Genomic DNA, 21,186 nt, shown 5'->3' with positions numbered 1-21,186 from the left:
TCCTGCTCCTCAGATCTGGCAGAAGGGTTGAAATTCGACAAGCGCCCCGGCGGGCAGGTGGTCAGCCTCGGAAGGCAGGAATATCAGCCCGTCCGCCTGCGGCAAGAGGCCGACGCGCCCCGAATGGGTCGCATCGTCAAAGTCAACAGTCTCGCGGCCCTGGGCATCGAACCCGGCAAGGGTGGCAGGGCGCAGCTCGCAGCGGCCGGGCTTGCGGTGAATTGCGGCTCCGGTCACGACGTGGCGCCGGGACGCGTCATGACCGGTCTCGCCCGTCAGGCCCCGAATCAGCGCTGCACCAAACACCTGCCATGTGACAAAGGCCGAGAGGGGATTGCCCGGCAAGCCAAGCCAAAAGGCCGATCCGATCCGCCCAAACGAGACCGGCTTGCCGGGCTTGATCGCAACACCGCTGAACACCGTGCTTGAGCCCAAATCGGCAAGGGCGGGCTTGACGTGATCCTCTTCGCCCACGGAAATGCCGCCCGTCGTAATGACCAGATCGGCCTGCCCCGCCAGATCGCCAAGCTGCCGCGCGAGGGCCGCGCGGCTGTCGGCGCCATGCGTGATGGCCACGGGGTCCAGATGCGCAGCGCTCAGCGCGGCACTCAGCATGGGCGTATTGACGTCCCATATCTGCGCCGCGCCGCGCGCCCCGCCGACCGAGCGTACCTCGTCGCCCGTGACCAGAAGCGCGACGCGCAGCCGCTGGCGAACATGAACCGTGCTGGCGCCCGCCGCCGCACAGGCGGCAATTTCCCGTGGGCCAAGACGGGCACCGTGGTTCAGGACGGTCGCGCCGGCGGCCATGTCGCTTCCGGCGCGGCGGATATTCATGCCGGGCACGGGGCGACGCTGCAGATGAATGACATCCGCGTCGCGCGTCACCTCCTCCTGCATCACGACCGCGTCCGCGCCGTCGGGGATCGGGGCCCCGGTAAAGATGCGGGCGGCCGATCCACCGGTGATGTTTCCGGTCGCCGCCTGCCCCGCCGGCACACGCGCGACCACCTGCAGCGCCCAAGGCCCGCCCCCGGTCAGGGCAGATTGCATGACCGCGTAGCCATCCATCGCCGCATTGTCGAACGCGGGCACCATCGCGTGCGACCGGACCGGCTGCGCCAGGATGCGGCCCGCGGCCCCGCTCAGCGGAACAGCCTCGGTTCCCGCCACCGGCGCGACATGCGCGGCAATTCGGCTGAGCGCCTCGTCGATGCTGATCAGGGGGCGGCGCATGTCATGTCCGTCGCAGCCACACCCGGTTGGTAGGATCGCCTTGTGGATGGTCATTCTGCGGTCTCCTGGTTGAAATGGCCCGGCCCGGTGCTGCAATCGAGATCGCGCAGGCGCCCGTCCTTCAATCCGTAGATCAGGCCGTGCACGCGGATATTGGCGCGGCGGCCCCATGCTCGTTGCAGGATCGGGGATTCGCAGACGCGCCGGACACCCTCGACCACGTTCAGCTCGGCCAGCCTGTCGCGCCGCGCCTCCAGATCGGGCTCTCGGCCCAGATCGACCGCATAGCTGCGCGCGAGGCGGCGGATCGGCTCCAGCCAGTGATCGGCCAAGCCGTGGGGCAGATCCTCGGTCGCGGCCCTGACGCCGCCACAGCCGTAATGGCCGCAGACGATGATCTCGCTCACGCGCAGGGCATCGACGGCGAACTCGAGGGCCGACAGCAGGTTCATGTCCGAGGAATGCACGATATTGGCCACATTGCGATGCACGAAGACCTCGCCCGGATCCAGCCCCGCGACTACGTTTGCCGGCACCCGGCTGTCCGAGCAGCCGATCCAGAAGAACTCGGGCGCCTGCTGGGCCGCGAGGCGGGTGAAATAGTCAGGCTCCTCGGCGTGACGCCGCGCCGCCCAGTCGCGGTTGCGCAACAGAATGTCATTCAGCATCAATATCCTCCGCACCGCCAAGCAGCCCCCGCCGCTGACGCATATGCTGCGACAGTTTCCTCAGATCGGCCGGCGTCAGGCGCGCGCGGGCAATCGGCAGAAGGATCGCGTTCTCGGCCACGAGGTGATCGCGCACATGGCTCGCGAATTGCGAGAGCGTCTCGCGATCCTTGGGCGCCAGATCAGTCCCGGTATCAAGGCATCGGCAGAGCGTGGCCCGGACCTTGGGAAGCAGGCGCGTGGCCGCGTCCAGATCATGCCGGATGCGAGAGATCGTCTTCTCGATCTCATCCTCCGACTTGCAGCGCCGCGAGAGGATGGGAAAGAGGTCCTCAGCCTCGTCGCGCATATGCATGTTCAGCTCTTCGTTGACGAAGCGCAGCACGGTCAGGGCGGCCCGCCTGTCAACGCGCGCGCTTCCGGCAAGCTCGTCAATCACCGCGCAGATTTGCCGCTCGCGCAGGTGATCTTCACTGATGAAATCGAGCGGCCTGCGCAGCAGCGCCTGGTCTGCCGGTGACAAACCGCCCTGGCGCCGCATCGGCTCTGACTGTTTCATGGAATGCCCTTTCGCGCGGGTCAGATCGGCGCGAGGCTGGCGCCCTTGATGTCCGCCCCCTCTGCAAGCCCCTCGATGAACTCTCTCGAGGCGCGCGCCCAGGCCGCTTTTTCAAGCGCCTGCGCGATCTTGGGCCGCACCGTCTCATAGGGAAGGACCTGACCCGGCGCCGTGGCGTTCAGGCGTATGATGTGCCAGCCGTGGCGCGACAGGACCGGCGCGGGCGTCAGGCCGCCCTCATCGAGGGTGCGCAGCGCGGCCTCGAATTCGGGCACCGTGTCGCCGGGGCCAAGTTGGCCCAGTTGCCCGCCGGAGGCCTTGGAGTCGCAATCGCTCTCGCGCGCGGCCTGGGCAAAAGCCTTGGCGTCGCCATCCAGCCGCTTCAGCATGACTTTGGCGCGGGCCTCGGCCATGTCGCGCGCGGCCTCGTCGCGCGGATCGCAGGCACACAGGATATGCGAGACATCCCAAAGCGGGGCGGAACGGTAGCGCGAGGGGTCCTTGGCCCACTCGGCGCGCACTGCATCCTCGGTCACGGGGTCGATGGCCAGCGCCTCGTCCAGCAGGGCGCGGATGCGGGCCTCGTCTTCGGTCTCGACCCGACCCGGCGCCAATTCCTCGGGGTCGGCCTCCAGCGCGCGGCGCTGCGCCTCTTGCAAGAGCAGCGCCCGGATGGCGAGGGCCTGCGCGGCCTTGCGCCAGGCGATGCCCGGCTTGTCCTTGGGGGCCGCGTGGTTCTGGGCCTCGGCGGCGATTGCCGCCGAGGGAATGGTTTCGCCGTTGACGACGACGTCGGGAAAAAGGGCCACGTTCATCGCAGTCACTCCGCCGGGGTGGTGGTCGAGGGGCCGCGCTTGGCCTGACGGGCGTCATAGTCGCGGCGGGATTCCTCAAGAGGGCGGCGACGACGCGAGCGGACCATCTGATAACCCGGGCGCAGCGTCACGTAGCGGATCGGCACCGACAGCATATGCACCAGCCGGGTGAATGGAAACAGGACCAGGATCACCATGCCGAGGAAGATATGCAGCTTGAAGAGCCAATGGACATTGATCACTTCGGTCCATGCGTTCAGCTCAAGGCTCATGACGCTTTGCGACCAGGTCATGAAGCGCACCATTTCCACGCCGTCCATATGCTCGAGCGTGATGATGATGGTTCCCAGCCCCACCACGACCTGAAGCCAGAGCAGCACCAGGATGCCAATATCAGCAAAGCTGGAATTGACCCGGATCCGCGTGTCGAACAGGCGCCGATGCAGCAGCATCGTGGCCCCGACGAAAGTTGAAAGCCCAGCCACGCCGCCAAGGATCACCGCCAGCCACTGCTTGGCCGCATAGGGGATCATCAGCGCATCCAGCACCCAGACCGGGGTGAAGAGCCCGATCAGGTGGCCGAAGAACAGCACGATGATGCCCGCGTGGAACAGGATGGACCCCCATATGAGCTGCTTGCGGCGCAAAAGCTGGCTCGACGAGGTCTTCCACGTGAACGGGTCGCGCTCATACCTTGCGATGGTGCCGATCAGCGCCACGGCCAGCACGGCATAGGGAAGGATGCCGAAGATCAGGAAATTGATATCGAAATTGCCAAACATGATCTGCGCTCCTATTCGGCTGCATGCGGGTGCCGCGAGGCACCGGGTGCGGGGGTGGTCGGTCTGTCCATCGATGCCAGCATGTCACGGACCTGCGGGCAGCCGCCGTTGGGATCGGGGCCGAAAGTGACTTCGGTTTCCTCCCAGACGGCATCGAGGGCTTCCAGATCGCTTGGATCGTCGTCGGGCTGTGCCAGCATGTCGGCCACCGCCTCAGCATCGGCCTGCTCGCCCGAAAGCTGCAAGAGCGCAGCGAACACCGCTCCATACCCGCTTTCGCGGCGGGCCAGCCGGGTGCTGAGCGCGTCGAGGATATGGGCGGCATCCGCCAGGATCTCCTGCGCCTCGGCCGAAGGCCGCGAGGCGAGGAATTCCAGGAGCACGGGCAGGTGATCCGGCAACTCCGTCGTCGCGGGCTCAAAACCGCTTTCGCGATAGGTCTCGAGCAGGCTGACCATCGCGCCGCCCCGGTCACGGCTTTCGCCGTGAACATGCTCGAAGAGGTTTAGCGACAGGGTGCGCGACCGGTCAAAGAGCATGACGTAGCCCTCTTGCAGATCAAAAAGATCGCCCTGCGCCAATCGGCGTGCCAGCGCGTCAAGCTCTGCCTGCACGGCAGACCCGAGGCGGGGATCAGAGGCCAGAACGCCCGCGATCTCGGGCATGGCGCCCTGATGTTCGGCTGTCGGATAGCTGAGGATCAGCGACAGCGCCTTGAGTGTGCGGTCCATCATCAGAATGTCTCCGTAGGTAGGGCAAAGGATTTCTTCTTGCCGCCGAACAAGGTGGTCTTGCCGGCGCTGCCGGAAGAGCAGCCATTGCCATCGGTGAATCCGCAGCCGCCGCGAATATCGGCGCCCGCCTCGTTCTGTTCGCGGTGTGCCGTGGGGATCGCGAAACGATCCTCGTAATCGGCGATGGCCATGATCTTGTACATGTCCTCGATCACGCGGCCCGACATGCCGACGCGGGCGGCAATCGCCTCGTCGCGCACGCCGTCAACGCTGAGCGCCCGCATGTAGAGACGCATGGCCGACATCCGCTCCAGCGCGTGCACGATCGGCTCCTCGTCGCCTGCGGTCAGCATGTTGGCGAGGTATTTGACCGGAATGCGCAGGCTGCGCACGTCGGGCATCTGGTCGCTCATCGCGATCTGGCCGGCCTGCGCCGCATTCTGGATCGGCGAAAGCGGCGGGATATACCACACCATCGGCAGCGTCCGGTATTCGGGATGCAGCGGGAAGGCGACCTTCCAGTCCATCGCCATCTTCCAGACGGGGCTGACCTTGGCCGCCTCGATCCAGTCGTCCGGCACACCGTCGCGGCGCGCTGCGGCGATCACTTCGGGATCGTTCGGATCAAGGAAGACGTCAAGCTGTGCGCCGTAAAGATCCGTCTCGCGCTCGGCACTGGCCGCTGCCTCGATCTTGTCCGCGTCATAGAGGATGACCCCCAGATAGCGGATACGGCCGACGCAGGTTTCCGAGCAGACCGTGGGCTGGCCGGATTCGATGCGCGGATAGCAGAAGGTGCATTTCTCGGATTTGCCGGTTTCCCAGTTGTAATAGACCTTCTTGTAGGGGCAGCCCGAGATGCACATCCGCCAGCCCCGGCATTTCTCCTGGTCGATCAGGACGATGCCGTCCTCTTCGCGCTTGTAGATCGCGCCCGACGGGCAGGATGCGGAACAGGTGGGGTTGAGGCAATGCTCGCAGAGGCGCGGCAGGTACATCATGAAGGTATTTTCATACTCTCCATAGATCTCCTTCTGCACGTTCTCGAAGTTGTAATCCTGCGAGCGCTTGGAGAATTCGCCGCCCAGGATCTCCTCCCAGTTCGGGCCCTTCTCGATCTTTTCCATCCGTTCGCCGGTGATCCTGGATCGGGGGCGCGCGCTGGGAAAGGCATTCATGTCGGGCGCGGATTTCAGATGGTCATAGTCGAAATCGAACGGCTCGTAATAGTCGTCGATCTCGGGCATGGACGGGTTGGCAAAGATATTCGCCAGGATCCGCCACTTGCTGCCCTGCTTGGGGTGCAGCTTACCGCTGGCCGAGCGGGACCAGCCGCCATTCCAGCGCGCCTGGTTTTCCCAGTCGGTCGGATAGCCGGTGCCGGGTTTGCTCTCGACGTTGTTGAACCAGGCGTATTCCACGCCGTCGCGGCTCGTCCACACGTTCTTGCAGGTGACTGAGCAGGTGTGGCACCCGATGCATTTGTCGAGGTTCAGAACCTTGCCGATTTGTGCGCGAACTCTCATTCTGCTGCCTCCACTTTATCGGTTGAGGACTGGGCTGCGGGGGTATCCAGCCAGTCGATCTTCTTCATCTTGCGCACGATCACGAATTCGTCGCGGTTGCTGCCCACGGTTCCGTAGTAGTTGAAGCCGTAGGACAGCTGCGCATAGCCGCCGATCATATGCGTGGGTTTCAGCGTGGTGCGCGTGACCGAGTTGTGGATGCCGCCGCGATTGCCGGTCTTCTCAGAGCCGGGCGTATTCACGATCTTTTCCTGCGCGTGATACATGAACAGCGTGCCTTGCTTGATCCGCTGGCTCACCACCACCCGCGCGGTCAGCGCGCCGTTGATGTTATAGGCCTCAATCCAGTCGTTATCGACCAGCCCGGCCTTCTGCGCGTCCACCTCGGACATCCAGACCACCGGCCCGCCCCTGTTCAGCGTCAGCATCAAGAGGTTGTCGGTATAGGTGCTGTGGATACCCCATTTCTGGTGGGGCGTGATGAAGTTCAGCACGACGTGCGGGCTGCCCTCGGCCGCGTCGTTGTTGACGGCCTTGGTGATGGTCTTGAGGTCCACCGGCGGGCGATAGCTGACGAAACCCTCGCCAAAGGCCCGCATCCAAAGGTGATCCTGATAGAGTTGCTGCCGGCCCGTCAGGGTCCGCCATGGGATCAGCTCGTGAACGTTGGTATAGCCCGCGTTATAGCAGACCTCCTCGCTCTCAATGCCCGACCATGTGGGCGACGAGATGATCTTGCGTGGCTGGGCCGCGATATCGCGGAACCGGATCTTGGTGTGATGCGCGCCTTCGGCCAGATGTGCGTGGTGACGGCCGGTGGGTTTCTCCAGCTCTTCCCAGGCCTTCACCGCCACTTCGCCATTGGTCTCGGGTGCCAGCATCAGGATCATCTCGGCCGCGTCGATGGCGGTGTTCAGCTTGGGCTGGCCTTTCGACACGCCCTCGTCCAGAACCTCGCCGTTCAGATCGCGCAGATGCCCGACCTCGACCTTGGTATCCCAGGTGATGCCCTTGCCGCCATTGCCCAGCTTCTCCAGCAGGGGGCCGACCGACGTGAACTTCTTGTAGAGGTTGGGATAATCCCGCTCTACCGCGATGTAATTCGGCGCGGTCTTGCCGGGGATCAGCTCGCACTCGCCCTTTTTCCAATCCTTCACATGGGCCTGCGCCAGTTCGCCGGGCGTGTCGTGCAGCAGCGGTAGCTGGACAATATCCGTCTCGACGCCCAGCACCTCGGGCGCCACCTCGCTGAATTTCCTGGCGATCGTCTTGAAGATCTCCCAGTCCGAGCGGCTTTCATAGGCCGGGTCCACCGCCGCCTGCAGCGGGTGGATGAACGGGTGCATGTCGGACGTGTTCAGATCGTCCTTTTCATACCAGCTGGCCGTCGGCAGCACGATGTCTGAATAGACGCAAGTCGTCGACATGCGGAAGTCGATGGTCACCAGAAGGTCAAGCTTGCCCTTCGGCGCCTCGTCATGCCAGACGGCCTCCTTCGGCATCTGGCCGCCTTCCTCACCCAAGTCCTTGCCCATCACGCCGTGATCGGTGCCCAAGAGATGCTTGAGGAAATACTCATGCCCCTTGCCGGACGAGCCCAAGAGGTTCGAGCGCCAGACAAAGAGGTTGCGCGGCCAGTTTTCCGGCGCGTCCGGGTCTTCGCAGGACATCTGCAGATCACCGGATTTAAGTTGCTCGGCAACGTAGTCCTTGATCTCCTTGCCAGCTTTCTTGGCCGCTTTCGACACCTCCAGCGGGTTGGTTTTCAGCTGCGGCGCAGAGGGCAGCCAGCCCATGCGCTCGGCCCGGATGTTGTAGTCGATCAGGCTGATGTCCCAATCGCCTTTGGGCGCGGTGGGCGACAGGATCTCGCCCGCGCGCAGCGTCTCGTAGCGCCACTGATCGGTGTGGGCATACCAAGCGGAGGTCGAGTTCATGTGCCGCGGCGGGCGGTTCCAGTCCAGCGCGAAGGCCAGAGGCTGCCAACCGGTCTGCGGGCGCAGCTTTTCCTGGCCCACGTAATGCGACCAGCCGCCGCCCTCCTTGCCGATGCAGCCGCACATCACCAGCATGTTGATGATGCCCCGATAGTTCATGTCCATGTGATACCAGTGGTTCACACCGGCCCCGAGGATGACCATCGATTTGCCTTCGGTCTTTTCGGCGTTGGATGCGAACTCGCGGGCCACCGCGATGATCTTCTCGCGCTCGACACCGGTGATCTTTTCCGCCCAGGCGGGGGTATAGGGGCTGTCGTCGTTGAAGTCCTTGGACACCCAGTCACCGCCCAGCCCCCGATCGAGACCGTAATTGGCGCAGAAGAGGTCAAAGACGGTCGCGACCAGCGCCTCGGTGCCATCGGCCAGCGTGACGCGCTGCGCGGGGATGTTGCGGGTCAGCACCTCGGGGTGATCGCATTTGACGAAATCGCCGGTTGCGGCGCCGCCGAAATAGGGGAAATCGACCCCGACCACCTCATCGTGATCCTCTTCGAGGATCTGGCTCAGGCGCAGTTGTGCCTCGGCGCCCTTGGCCTGCTGCTCGAGGTTCCATTTGCCCTCTTCGCCCCAGCGGAATCCGATGGAGCCGTTGGGTGCCACGATCTTGCCGGTGGCCGTGTCATAGGCGACGGTTTTCCAATCGGGATTGTTGGCCTCGCCCAGCTTGTCGTCGAAATCGTCGGCACGCAGCATCCGGCCGGGGACAAGGCGCCCGTCCTTTTCGTCGAGACGGACAAGCATCGGCATGTCGGTGTATTTGCGGGCGTAGTCCTCGAAATACTCGGCCTGCCGGTCAAGGTGATACTCGCGCAGGATGACATGGCCCATGGCTATAGCCAGCGCGGCATCGGTGCCCGCCTGCGGGTTCAGCCAGATATCACCGAACTTGGCGGCCTCGGAATAGTCCGGGCTGACCACGGCGGATTTGGTGCCGCGATAGCGGACCTCGGTATAGAAATGCGCATCCGGCGTGCGGGTCTGCGGCACGTTCGAGCCCCAGAGCATCAAGAAGCCCGCATTGTACCAATCCGCCGATTCCGGCACGTCGGTCTGCTCGCCCCAGGTCTGCGGCGAGGCCGGCGGCAGGTCGCAATACCAGTCATAGAAGGACATGCAGGTGCCGCCCAAAAGGCTGAGATAGCGCGATCCTGCGGCATAGCTGACCATCGACATCGCCGGGATCGGCGAAAAGCCGAAGACCCGGTCAGGACCGTGGACCTTGGCGGTGTGGGCGTTCGCCGCGCCGACGATCTCGGTCGCCTCATCCCATGTGGCGCGGACAAAACCGCCCTTGCCGCGCGTCTTGACGTACGACTCGCGCAGCTTGGGATCGTTCTGGATCGCCGCCCAAGCCGCCACGGGCGTCATCGTCTCGCGCATCTTGCGCCAGGCGCGCATCAGGCTGCCGCGGATCAGCGGGTTCTTCACGCGGTTGGCCGAGTAGAGATACCAGCTGTAGGAGGCGCCCCGCGCGCAGCCGCGCGGCTCGTGATTGGGCAGGCCGGCGCGGGTGCGCGGATAGTCAGTCTGCTGCGTCTCCCAAGTGACGATGCCGGATTTGACGTAAATCTTCCACGAGCAGGACCCGGTGCAGTTCACCCCGTGGGTCGAGCGGACGACCTTGTCGTGCCGCCAGCGGTTCCGGTAGGTATCCTCCCAGTCGCGGCTCTCGCTGGTGGTCTGGCCCCAGCCATCCGAGAATTGCTCCAGTTCCTTGCTCTGGAAGAAGTTCAGTCTGTCGAGCAGATGGCTCATCTTGCTGTCCTTTCGATGTTGATGCCGGGGGCGGCGACCTGCGCCGCCCGCGAAGTCAAAGATGTCATTGTGCGGGCTGGGCGGCGGATCCCGCCGCGCCACGGCCTTTTTCGATGTCGTGCAGCAGGCCACCGGGGCGCGTATAGACGGCCCAGGTGATCACGAGGCAGACCACGTAGAAGATCAGGAAGCCCCAGAGCGCGCCGACTGGCGAGCCGGTCATCGCGATCGAGGTGCCGTAGGCCTTCGGGATGAAGAAGGCGCCGTAGGCGGCGATCGCGCTGGTGAAGGCGATGATCGCGGCACTTTCCCGCTCGCCCTGCTTGCGGCTTGCGGCGGCATCCAGATGCGGCATCAGGCGGCGGATTTCCTTGCCCATGATCGCCGGGATCATCTGGAAGGTGGACGCATTGCCCACGCCGGTCAGGAAGAACAGCGCCATGAAGGCCACGAAGAAGCCCAGGAAGCTGCCCGCACCCAGCGAGGCGATGACACCGAAGACCGCGACGATCATCCCGCCGAAGACCCAGAAGGTCACGCGCCCGCCGCCCCACTTGTCCGAGACCCAGCCCGTCGCAGCGCGACTGAGCGCCCCGACAAGCGGCCCGAGGAACACGTATTGCAGCGCGTTCACATCGGGGAAGGCGATCCGCGTCAGCAGCGGGAAGCCAGCCGAGTAGCCGATGAAGCTGCCGAAGGTGCCGGTATAGAGGATGCACATCAGCCAGTTCTGCTTGCGGCTGAAGATGATGGCCTGCTCGCGGAAGCTGGCCTTGGCATCGGCGATGTCGTTCATTCCCAGCCAGGCCGCGGCCGTGGCAAGCATGATGAAGGGCACCCAGACAAAGCCCGCGTTCTGCAGCCAGAGCTGGCCACCATCGGTCAGTTGCACAGGCTCGCCGCCCATCGCACCGAAGACACCGGCGGTGATGACGATCGGCACGAGGAACTGCATGACCGACACGCCCAGATTGCCAAGACCTGCGTTGAGGGCCAGGGCGTTACCCTTTTCCGCCTTGGGGAAGAAATAGGCGATATTGGCCATGGACGAGGCAAAGTTGCCGCCACCGAAGCCGCAGAGCAGCGCCAGCGTCAGGAAGATCAGGTAGGGCGTATCGGGGTTCTGCACCGCATAGCCGATACCCATCGCCGGCAGCAGCAGTGACGCCGTCGACAGCGTGGTCCAGAGCCGGCCGCCGAAGATCGGGACCATGAAGCTGTAGAAGATGCGCAAGGTCGCGCCCGAGAGGCCCGGCAGGGCCGCCAGCCAGAAAAGCTGTCCGGTCGAGAAATTGAACCCGATCGCGGGCAGCTTGGCCACGACCATGGACCACACCATCCAGACCGAGAATGCCAGAAGCAGCGCGGGGATCGAGATCCAGAGGTTGCGCCGCGCCACGGCGCGTCCCTTGTCGGCCCAGAACGTGTCATCCTCGGGCCGCCAGTCTTCCAGAACGCGCGGCATGGCCGTTGTTTCGGGGTTATGGATTTCCTGCATCTCGGGCAGCGCCGGCAGCTTGTCCAGCGCCTCGCCATGGGCCGCGCGCTCCATCTTGCGGATCGACAGGTGCATCCATGTCAGCGAAACGGCGACGATGGCAAAGAGGATCGCGAAGCATGAGGTGTAGATGCCGGTCAGGTCAAGCGCGGCGCCGAAGATGATCGGCAGGATGAAGCCGCCAAGACCGCCGATCATGCCCACCAGGCCGCCGACTGCGCCGACATGCTTGGGGTAATAGACCGGGATGTGCTTGAACACCGCCGCCTTGCCGAGGCTCATGAAGAAGCCCAGCGCGAAAAGGACGGCGATGAACGGCCAGAATCCCATCGAGGTCGAGAAGGCAATCGCGCCTGACTTGCCCTGGATGACGTAATCGGTGGGTGGATAGGACAGCATGAACAGCAGAACCATCGCAAATCCGAAGGTCCAGTACATGACCTGACGCGCGCCGAACTTGTCGCTCAGATGGCCGCCATAGGCCCGGAAAAGCGAGGCCGAAAGGCTGAACGAGGCCGCCGCCATGCCCGCCGTCTTCACGTCGACGCCATAGACGTCGATCAGGTAGTGGGGCATCCAGAGCGCCAGCGCGACAAAGGCGCCGAAGACGAAGAAGTAGTAGAGCGAGAAACGCCAGACCTGCAGGTTCTTCAGCGGGGCGAACTGCTCGGCCAGCGAGGGCGCCTTGGTGCCGGTCTTGCGGCGCTCGACCAGCTCGGGGTCGTCCTTGGCGAAAAGGAAGAACAAGACGCCGATGACGGCCAGACCTGCCGCCCAGACATAGGCCACACCGTGCCAGCCATAGGCGACCATAACGAAGGGGGCGACGAACTTGGTCACCGCCGCACCGACGTTGCCCGCGCCGAAGATGCCCAGCGCCGTCCCTTGATGGCCTGCATCATACCAGCGGCTGACATAGGCCACGCCGATGATGAACGAGCCGCCAGCAAGGCCGATGCCAAGTGCTGCAACGAGGTACATGACATAGGTGTCCGCCAGTGTCAGCGCCCAGGTGGCCAGCGCCGTTAGCAGCATCTGCGCTGCGAAAACCAGCCGCCCTCCGTATTTCTCGGTCCACACACCCAAGAAGAGGCGGGTGACGGAGCCAGTCAGGATCGGCGTTGCAACCAGGAGGCCGAACTGCGCTTCGGTCAAGCCCAACTCTGACTTGATAGCGACACCAATAATTGAAAAGATCGTCCAGACCGCGAAACAGGCGGTGAACGCGATCGTGCTCAAGCTCAAGGCGCGGGTTTGATCCGCGCGGGAGGCTGTGGCTTCGGTTTGCATGGCTGGGTCTCCGGCAAGAGTGACGCTCCCCCGAAGGAGGAGATTGGCGTCAGACCTGCGGCATCGATCGCAAAGCCGAATTGATCTAGATCATTAAACAGGGAAAAGCGCAGCGAAATAAATTACTTAAAGAAATTTGTCAGTGCGGCGGAGGTGATGTATCAATTCCAGAGCCGCACACGTCAATTCATAGTTTGATATTTATCAAGCCAAAATTCGCACCCCAAACAGAAGCGGAGAGAACGACATGCCCGATTCGGAGTTCCGCGATATTCGAAAACTCGACACTTTTTCGCAAATGACGGAGGAGCATTTTGCCTCGCTCATGCGCGTCGCCTATGTCCAGACCTTTCCCGCGCAGGTTGATCTGATCGTCGAGGGCGAGCCGAGCGACTTTCTGCATATCGTGCTGTCAGGGTCGGTGGATCTCTTTTCCGAGTGGAACGGCCGAGAGACCAGCATGGCCACCGTGCGGCCCGTCTCGACCTTCATCCTTGCCGCGACGATCAATGACGCGGCCTACCTCATGTCGGCCCGAACGCTGGAGAAAAGCCGGATCGCGCTCATTCCCAGCCAGAACGTGCGGGCGATTTTCGATCTCGACAGTAGTTTTGCGCGCTCGATCGTGACGGAGCTTGCCCAATGCTATCGCTCGGTCATCAAGGCGCAGAAGGATCTCAAGCTCAGAACCTCGCTTGAGCGTCTGGCAAACTACCTGCTGCGCCAGCAAAGACGCGTTGACGGCGACACAACGTTCAGACTCGAATTCGAAAAGCGCCGGCTTGCCTCGGTTCTGGGCATGACGCCCGAAAACCTCAGCCGTGCCTTCAAGGGCCTCCAGCCCTACGGCGTCACCGTGAACGGCACGCAGATCACGATAGGCGATCAGGCGGATCTGGAGAGTTTCGCCAAGCCCAACCCCCTTATCGACGATTCATCAACCTGAAGGAGCGACATATGACCAAATCCATGCCCGGCGCCGCCGGCGACCTCGCTGAAAAGCATCCCGATATCTGGAAAGCCTATTCCGCCCTCGGCAAGGCAACCGCCGACTGCGGTCCGCTGACAGCCCGCGAAAGACGGCTCGTCAAATTGGCGCTTGCCGTCGGGGCCGGATCGGAGGGTGCCGTGCATTCGCATACCCGCCGCGCGAAGGACGAGGGGATTGAGGCCGCGGCCTTGATGCAGGTTGCGATGCTCGCCATCGGCCCGCTGGGATTGCCGCGCGCGGTGGCCTCGAAAACGTGGATCGAGGATGTGACCGAGTGATGTCGCGTTAATCCCCGTGAAGGGCGGATGCACCGATCGGACGCCGCCTATTCGCCGGAAACGTCCTTCTGCGGTTGCAGAAGTGCCAACTGCACGTCGAATAGCCGAAGACCTTCCTGCACCAGGGGAAATCCGCGCTCACCCAGCGTCCACCGGATCGCCACGCCTTGTACCAGTGATGCTAGCAGCGCCGCCACATCCTCGGCCGCAACTTGCAAAGATATGACACCAGCCGCTTGCTGATTCCGGATCGCGGCGACAAGATACGCCTGAAACTTGGCAAGAAGCCCGCGAAACACATCGCGCAGTGCCGGGTTGTCCACCTGCAATTCGCGCGAAAAGAGAATCGAGGGCAAGGCCGGGGTCTCCGTGATCGCGGTCAGTTGCGCCTTGATCAGCGCTTTCAGCCGCTCAGGTGGCGCGCTGGCACTGGCATCGGCGGCGGCCCAGGCGTCTTGCAGTCTCTTCGCGATATCCTCGGCCACAGCCAGCCAAAGCGCGCCCTTGGTCGGAAAATGGCGAAAGATCGCAGGCTGGCTGAGCCCTACGGCCCGGGCCAAATCCGTCGTGCTCAACCGATCCGGCCCGATCTCGTCCGCCAGTCGCAGCATTTCGGCAACGATCTGCGCTTTGCGATCCTCTGCGCTTTGACGACCGGCCATTGGAAGCCCCTATTGTTAGTTATAACTTGCTAACTTATATTGCCCCGGACTGCAACGCAGGTTCCGACTCGCAGATACGCAACCAAGGGGATGTCCGTCATGTCCGCCAACGCCGCCCCAACCGGGTATTCGCGCGCGCTGGTCGCGCGCAGCAACTCGCCGGCCCGCATGCGCTCGGCACGGGGCTGAGCCGACATGCGATTTGCCCCGCTTCTTGCCCTGCCTCCCATCGCGCTTGGTATCGCCGCGGCGGTCTGGATGGTCGCATCGGCCCCCGGCCCTGCGCAGATCGAGGGCGGCAGCCCCGCCCATCCCGTTCGAGTCATGACCGTCACACCCGAAGTGATCCGACCCACCGCGACGGCCTGGGGCAACCTGCGTGCCGCCGATGCCTGGGTTGCAGTGGCCGAGGTTCAAGGCGAGGTGATCTGGCAGCATCCCGGTCTGGAAGCAGGGCGCCTGATGCCCGAGGGCACTGAGGTGCTGCGCATTGACCCTGCGGATTATGAACTCACGCTGGCGCAGGCCGAGGCGGATCTGGGCGCCCTCGCCGCCGAGGGCGCGCAGTTGGCCGCCGAGGCCGCCAACACCGCCCGCATTCTGGATCTGGAGCGTGAAAGGCTATCCCTGACCGAGGGCGATTTCGCCCGAACCCGTGCTCTGGCCGACCAAGGCACCGTGTCGCAAGCCCGCGCCGACGAGGCCGAGCGCGCCGCGCTGCAATCCCGCCGCACGGTGGCCGAGTTGGAGAATGCGCTGGCCCTCATTCCGTCCCGCGAAGCGCGGATCAAGGCGCAGACTGCGCGCACACAAGCCGCGCTGGACCGTGCGCGCCGGTCATTGAATCGCACAACGCTTGCGACCCCTTTCGATCTGCGCGTGACCGAGGTCGCCACCGAACGATTTCAAATCGTCACCCCCGGACAGGTGCTGATCCGCGCTGACGGCATCGCGGCCGCCGAGGTTGTCGTGCATCTGCCGATCAACACCTTTCGCCGGCTGATCGGCGATGAGCCGGGCGGCATAACCCTTGCGGACATGATGCGCGATGTGCCGGCGACACGGATCGAGGTCACGCTCAGCCCCTTGTCGGACCCCGCGCAGGAATGGCCCGCCCGCGTCACCCGGATCGAGGGCAGGCTTGATGCGCGCGCCCGCACCGTGCCCGTCGTGGTGACGGTCGACGATCCCTATGCCGGGGCAGATCCCCCCCGCCGCCTGCCGCTGGTGCCCAACATGCAGGTGCAACTCACCCTGTCCGGCGCGCCATTGGCGGATGCCATCGTCATCCCCGAATCCGCGCTCCATGCCGGGATGGTGCGTCTGGTGGGTCCAGGCAATTTGCTGGAGCTGCGCCCCGTCACTCCGGCCTTTGCCCAGGACGGCCGCGTTGTCCTGACTAACGGCCTCGCGCCCGGCGACCGTGTGGTGTTGGATGATATAGTCCCTGCCATCCCGGGCCTCGCGCTGACGCCCGTCGAGATCACCGAATGATCCGGTGGTTCACCGCCCACCCGACGGCGGCAAACCTGCTGCTTCTGCTGTTTCTTGCGGCCGGTGTCTTTGCCGCGCCCGGCCTGCTGCGCGAGACATTCCCCGATTTCCGTGCGGTCGAGGCCGAGGTCACCGTGCCCTATCGCGGAGCCTCGGCCGAGGATGTGGAAGGGGCGATCTGCGCCCCGCTCTGGGACGGGGTGCAGGGCGTCGAGGGGTTGGAGACATTCACCTGCACCGCGCAAACCGGCCACGCCCGCGCCGTGGCCACCATGGCCCCGGGCAATGAAGGGCTGCGTTTCGTCAATTCGCTGCGCACCGAGGTTTCGGCGATCGACAGTTTTCCCGACCGCGCCGAGCCCGCGATCGTGCGCGAACTGCACCGCACCGACCCGGTCACGTCCGTTGCCATTTCCGGCGATCTGCCGCTGCCCGAACTGGATCACTATGCCGATGCGCTATCCGATCGCCTGACCGCCCTGCCCGGCGTCGCGACCGCCGCGCGCAGCGGGCTGGGTATTCGCACGTTCAGCATCACGGCCACGCGCGCCGTTCTGGACAGCCACGGGCTGACCCCGGCCGCATTGGCCGCCGCGGTCGCCGCGCAGAATGTTGATCTTCCCGCGGGCTCCTTGGAGGGCAGCGGGGCGGACCTGACCCTGCGCTTCATTGCCGAGCGTGACACGGCCAGCAGCCTCGCCGCGATCCCGGTGCTGGTGCTGCCCAATGGCGCAACCCTGCTACTGGGTGACGTCGCCGAGATCGAAGAACGGTTCGAGCCGCCCCATGACCGGGCATTCGTCAACGGCACACCGGCGATCCTGATCGATGTGGCCAAGGCCCTGGATGCGGATGCGCTGCGGGTTCTGGACGGCGTCACGGCACTGGTGGACAAGGAGACCGCGCACCTGCCGGAAACGATTTCGGTCGAGGTGGTACAGGATGTCACCTCAATCATTCGCGACCGGCTCTTGATGCTGGTGCAGAACGGGGTGATCGGCCTCGTGCTGGTGGTCGCGGTGATGAGCCTGTTCTTTCGACCCGGCTTTGCGATCTGGGCCGCCATGGGCCTTCCTGTCGCCTTTGCCGGTGCCTTCGCGTGGATGACGCTGACCGGCCTCAGCCTGAACATGATGACGCTGGTGGCATTATTGATGGCGATCGGGATCGTGATGGACGATTCCATCGTGATCGCGGATTCAATTGCCGTGCACGCGGCCAAAAGCGCCACAGTCGAAACCGTGTCCGCCGGCGTCGCGGCGGTGGCCCCCGGTGTCATCTCCTCCTTCCTGACCACGGTGGCGGTCTTTCTGCCGCTTGCCTTCCTTGCCGGAGAGCTTGGCGCCGTGCTGGAGGTTCTGCCGGTCGTCCTTCTGGCCGCTTTGGCGGCCTCGCTGATCGAGGCCTTCCTGATCCTGCCGCATCATCTGAAGGGCGGGCTGAAGGAAAGCGCGCCTTCGCGCTTTCGCATCCGCTTTGATGCGGGGTTCGACGCCCTGCGCGAAAAAGGGGTTGGCCGTTTGGCAGATGCCGCGATCCGCTGGCGCTGGCTGGTTGCAGGGTTGGCCATCGGCGCGCTTGTCCTGACCGTCGGTGCGATGGGGGGCGGCGTGGTCAAGCGCGAGGCAATGCCCGAGATTGACGGAGACGTGCTGGAGGCGCGTTTGCTTCTGCCTCCGGGGACACCGCTATCGCGGACAACCGACGCCGTCGCACAGGTCGAGACCGCGCTTGACCGCGTCGATGCCCGCCTGACGCCTGATCAGCCCGGCGCCCAGCCGCTGGTGATCCGCCGGATCACGCGCATGGGCCGCAACCTTTCGGCAGGCGAGTCCGGCGCCCATGTCGCGACGGTCGCGGTCGATCTGCTGGGGGCCGCGACACGCGCCAGCACGCTCGATGAGATCGCCACCCTCTGGCGCAACGAGATCGGAGCGCTGCCCGGCGTCGAATCCCTGATCCTGACAGAGCCGGGCATCGGCCCGCAGGGTATCGCAGTGGAGTTGCGCCTGACCCATCCCGACCTTACAACGCTGGCATCTGCGGGTCGCGCGACCTTGGCAGAGCTGGAAAGCTACGCTGGCGTTCGCAATGCGATCCTGGATCTGCGGCCAGGCGCACCCGAGCTGCGCCTGAACCTTGCGCCCGGGGCCGAGGCCCTGGGGTTGACGGCCGGCGATGTCGCAGGGCAACTGCGCGCCGCCTTTCTTGGCACGCAACTGTCCGAAATCCGGCGTGGCGACCTGGCCTGGGATCTGGAGGTCGGGCTGGGCGATGCCGACCGTGACACCCGCGCCGACCTGACCGCCTTCGAAATCGCCATTCCCTCCGGTGGGACGGTGCCGCTGTCCAGTGTCGCCACGATCACAGAGGCCCGTGGTTGGGGCAGTATCGCGCGGCGCAACGGGCTGCGCACGCTGACCGTCTCGGCAGATGTAGACGGGCGGACTGGCAATGCCGATGCGATCACCGCGCGGCTGGCTGATAGCTTCCTGCGTAATCTGGTCACCGCGACCCCGGGCCTCGGCTTCCAGATCGACGGGCAGGCCGCCAATTCGGCGGAAACCATCGCCTCGATCGCCCGCGGGTTCCTGATCGGACTGGTTGGCATCTACCTCGTGCTCAGCTTCCAGTTCCGCAGCTATATCGAGCCGCTCATCGTCATGCTGACCATTCCGCTCGCCTTTCTCGGTGTGATCTGGGGCCATGCGCTGATGGGCTATAACATCTCGATGCCATCGCTGGTCGGGGCGGCGTCGCTGGCCGGGATCGTGGTGAACAACGCGATCCTGCTCGTCGGTGCGATCAATGCCCGCCGCGCCGACGGGCTGTCAGCCGCTGACGCCGCCGGGCAAGCCGTCCGCGCCCGCTTTCGCCCCATCTTCGTATCGGTCTCGACCACCATCATGGGCATGGCTCCGCTGTTGCTGGAAACCTCGACCCAGGCGCAGACGCTGAAGCCGCTGGTCATTGCCGTCGTTTTCGGCCTCTTGACCGCCACGGTTCTGGTCCTCGTGGTACTGCCGGCCTTCTACGGTGTCCTGCAGGACCTGCGGGGCACGCGGCATCATCCGAAGCAGTCAAAGAGCGCGCGAGAAGCAGACTGACCACCAACCGTTGAGCAGTTCCATGTGCGTGGCCAATGCTCTCTCTATGACGGCCCGCGCGTCGCGGTTGGCAATGGCCCTACGACATCGCGCATCTGCAAGGGCCATCACCGTGGCGCTCGATCTGCGTGTCAGTTGCGTCCACTCCATTTCCGCCACGCCATCCATCCCATAGAGGCCAGCACAGCAACACCCGCGACCACGGCCAGATGCCGGGGGCGCAGGCCTTCACCCGCCGTCGATGCCTCGCCAGGTCGATAACGAGGATCCAGCAGACGGGTATCGGCAAGGAAGCCGCCCACGGTGCCCTCGGACCGGCCTTCGATTTCGCGCAGTCCGCGCCCTTCGGATGCGTTCAGCTTTTCGATCGCCGCGATCAACGAGCCTTCATCCTGCAAGGTGTTTTTGAGGATTTCAGGCGAGACACCGAGATGCTCGGAGACGAGCCGCGTGCGGAACCCGTCGATAAGATCCTCGGGCCCTTCGATCGTCACGTCACATTCGGTATCGAACCCCATCGAGCGATCGTTGAGATTGCTGGACCCAAGGCGCAAAACGGCGGCATCGACGATCATGACCTTGGCATGGACATAGATCGGCTGCCCCTCGGTGGTCACGGGGTAATACATGCGAAACCGGTCCTGATGATCAGCGTCGCGCAACTCCTCTATCATCCGGCCGCGCAGCACATGCATCGCGTCATCTTCCAACTGCGACTCGGCGAATTTCGGGTTGATCACGACGATCTCGGGGCCGTCCGGCTCGCTCAGGCGCTTCCTGAGCGCGGCGAATATCGACTCGCAGGCAAAGTACTGGGACTCGATGTAGATCGCCTTAGTCGCCGCCTCGATCCCGGTGAGATATAGCTGCTCGATCTCGTTGATCAGCGCCTCGCCGTCATAGGGCGGCTCGGTCCGCGAAATGGCGACCTCAACCTCCCGGGCATCGACCTCCAGACCGTCAGGCCAGATGTCGGCCTCGGCGCCTTCCGGCCGCTCCAGCATCTCGTCAGTTGCGCGGTGCCAGCGTTGGCGCGACAGCTCGGCCAGCGCGGTCGCCACCGGGCCGGTGAGGGCAGAGGTTGCGTCATGCCACGGCTCGGACGGGGATCCATCCTTGCGCACCCGGCGCGGATCGTCCGGCAGATGCTCGGACGTGTCCCAACGGTCCTCGGTCGCGTCGATGCCTCCGCAAAAGGCGATGCTGTCATCGGCAACGACGATCTTCTGGTGATGGCAGGCCCCGAACGGGTGGTGCCCGTCGAGCGCAAAGTGAATACGATCGCTTCCGAAGACGCTGAGGGCAACCGATGGCACCACCCGCCCGGGGGCCACCAAAACCGCGCCATTCCATTTCAGAAGGTAGACGTGAAGATCCAGTGAGCGATCCACGACCGCCTCGAGAAACGCCCCAAGCTGGTTCGGAAACCCGTCGGGCGCCAGACCGTCATCGTCGCTTTCCCCCGGCAGCATTTCGATCTCGAAATCGAAATCCCACCCGATGAGCAGCAACTCGCGCCGCGCCGCGAGGAAAACCTTGCGCAAGGCACGGAAGTAATCCGCCGCATCCACGATAAGGGCGATCCTATCGGCCTGGGCCGTGCGCCAACAGTTCTGTCCAAGCCGAAAGATCGACCCGTCATTATTTGCCCGTGTCTTGGCGTTTTCCACTGGTTCCGGTTCCGCTCTGCCATGCCCGATTAGACATGATCTTCACTCGGCGGGCGAATTGCAAGGCACGGCATCGGGCCGGCCACGAAAGCGGCTACAAAGCCCCGATACACTCACCGCA

General features: G+C 64.3%; 15 protein-coding genes. 4 read left to right on the top strand and 11 right to left on the bottom strand.

Going from position 1 to position 21,186, the window contains the following annotated elements:
• Positions 1–9 precede the first annotated feature (9 nt).
• The 9 genes from ACEWPL_RS04225 to ACEWPL_RS04185 all read right to left on the bottom strand — a co-directional run bounded on the left by ACEWPL_RS04225 (position 10) and on the right by ACEWPL_RS04185 (position 12,863).
• Positions 10–1,290: a molybdopterin molybdotransferase MoeA gene (locus tag ACEWPL_RS04225; RefSeq protein ID WP_393933541.1), complete on the bottom strand. Its 1,281-nt coding sequence runs from the start codon at positions 1,288–1,290 to the stop codon at positions 10–12.
• Positions 1,287–1,904: a carbonic anhydrase gene (locus ACEWPL_RS04220; protein WP_393933539.1), complete on the bottom strand. Its 618-nt coding sequence runs from the start codon at positions 1,902–1,904 to the stop codon at positions 1,287–1,289. The genes ACEWPL_RS04225 and ACEWPL_RS04220 overlap by 4 nt, the downstream gene beginning before the upstream one ends.
• Positions 1,894–2,463, bottom strand: a complete 570-nt coding sequence (locus tag ACEWPL_RS04215; RefSeq protein WP_393933537.1) for a hemerythrin domain-containing protein — start codon at positions 2,461–2,463, stop codon at positions 1,894–1,896. The genes ACEWPL_RS04220 and ACEWPL_RS04215 overlap by 11 nt, the downstream gene beginning before the upstream one ends.
• 20 nt (positions 2,464–2,483) lie before the next feature.
• Positions 2,484–3,278 (bottom strand): peptidylprolyl isomerase, encoded by a 795-nt coding sequence (locus ACEWPL_RS04210; protein WP_393933535.1) that lies wholly within the window; start codon positions 3,276–3,278, stop codon positions 2,484–2,486.
• A gap of 5 nt (positions 3,279–3,283) precedes the next feature.
• On the bottom strand, positions 3,284–4,060 hold the full coding sequence (narI, locus tag ACEWPL_RS04205) for a respiratory nitrate reductase subunit gamma (RefSeq protein WP_393933533.1): 777 nt from the start codon (positions 4,058–4,060) through the stop codon (positions 3,284–3,286).
• Positions 4,061–4,071: 11 nt separating this feature from the next.
• Positions 4,072–4,791 (bottom strand): nitrate reductase molybdenum cofactor assembly chaperone, encoded by a 720-nt coding sequence (gene narJ, locus ACEWPL_RS04200; RefSeq protein ID WP_393934174.1) that lies wholly within the window; start codon positions 4,789–4,791, stop codon positions 4,072–4,074.
• Positions 4,792–4,793: 2 nt separating this feature from the next.
• Positions 4,794–6,320 (bottom strand): nitrate reductase subunit beta, encoded by a 1,527-nt coding sequence (gene narH / locus ACEWPL_RS04195; RefSeq protein WP_393933531.1) that lies wholly within the window; start codon positions 6,318–6,320, stop codon positions 4,794–4,796.
• Positions 6,317–10,075, bottom strand: a complete 3,759-nt coding sequence (locus ACEWPL_RS04190) for a nitrate reductase subunit alpha (protein WP_393933529.1) — start codon at positions 10,073–10,075, stop codon at positions 6,317–6,319. The genes narH and ACEWPL_RS04190 overlap by 4 nt, the downstream gene beginning before the upstream one ends.
• A 64-nt stretch (positions 10,076–10,139) precedes the next feature.
• On the bottom strand, positions 10,140–12,863 hold the full coding sequence (locus tag ACEWPL_RS04185; protein ID WP_393933527.1) for a nitrate/nitrite transporter: 2,724 nt from the start codon (positions 12,861–12,863) through the stop codon (positions 10,140–10,142).
• A gap of 247 nt (positions 12,864–13,110) precedes the next feature.
• Here ACEWPL_RS04185 and ACEWPL_RS04180 point away from each other — a divergent pair, with 247 nt between their 5' ends.
• Positions 13,111–13,809, top strand: a complete 699-nt coding sequence (locus ACEWPL_RS04180; RefSeq protein ID WP_393933525.1) for a cyclic nucleotide-binding domain-containing protein — start codon at positions 13,111–13,113, stop codon at positions 13,807–13,809.
• 11 nt (positions 13,810–13,820) lie between these two features.
• Positions 13,821–14,132, top strand: a complete 312-nt coding sequence (locus ACEWPL_RS04175) for a carboxymuconolactone decarboxylase family protein (protein ID WP_393933523.1) — start codon at positions 13,821–13,823, stop codon at positions 14,130–14,132.
• 47 nt (positions 14,133–14,179) lie between these two features.
• Here the strand turns inward: ACEWPL_RS04175 and ACEWPL_RS04170 are convergent, their stop codons facing one another.
• The gene (locus tag ACEWPL_RS04170) at positions 14,180–14,794 is read right to left on the bottom strand and encodes a TetR/AcrR family transcriptional regulator (RefSeq protein WP_393933521.1); all 615 of its coding nucleotides are present in this window, start codon (positions 14,792–14,794) and stop codon (positions 14,180–14,182) included.
• 195 nt (positions 14,795–14,989) lie between these two features.
• Between ACEWPL_RS04170 and ACEWPL_RS04165 the strand changes: the two genes are divergently transcribed.
• Entirely contained in the window at positions 14,990–16,288 is a 1,299-nt protein-coding gene (locus ACEWPL_RS04165) for an efflux RND transporter periplasmic adaptor subunit (protein WP_393933519.1), read from the top strand.
• Positions 16,285–19,395 carry an efflux RND transporter permease subunit gene (locus ACEWPL_RS04160; protein WP_393933517.1) on the top strand — a complete coding sequence of 1,037 codons (3,111 nt, stop codon included), beginning with the start codon at positions 16,285–16,287 and terminating at the stop codon, positions 19,393–19,395. Before ACEWPL_RS04165 ends, ACEWPL_RS04160 begins: the two co-directional genes overlap by 4 nt.
• A gap of 131 nt (positions 19,396–19,526) precedes the next feature.
• Here the strand turns inward: ACEWPL_RS04160 and ACEWPL_RS04155 are convergent, their stop codons facing one another.
• A complete protein-coding gene (locus ACEWPL_RS04155; RefSeq protein ID WP_393933515.1) occupies positions 19,527–20,966 on the bottom strand; it encodes a phospholipase D-like domain-containing protein in 1,440 nt (479 codons plus the stop codon).
• Between the last annotated feature and the right edge of the window lie 220 nt (positions 20,967–21,186).

The sequence above is a fragment of the Roseovarius roseus genome (assembly GCF_043355935.2).
Taxonomy (GTDB): domain Bacteria; phylum Pseudomonadota; class Alphaproteobacteria; order Rhodobacterales; family Rhodobacteraceae; genus Roseovarius; species Roseovarius roseus.
Note: the sequence above shows the minus strand (reverse complement) of the source record. Positions and strands in the feature narration are given on the sequence as shown.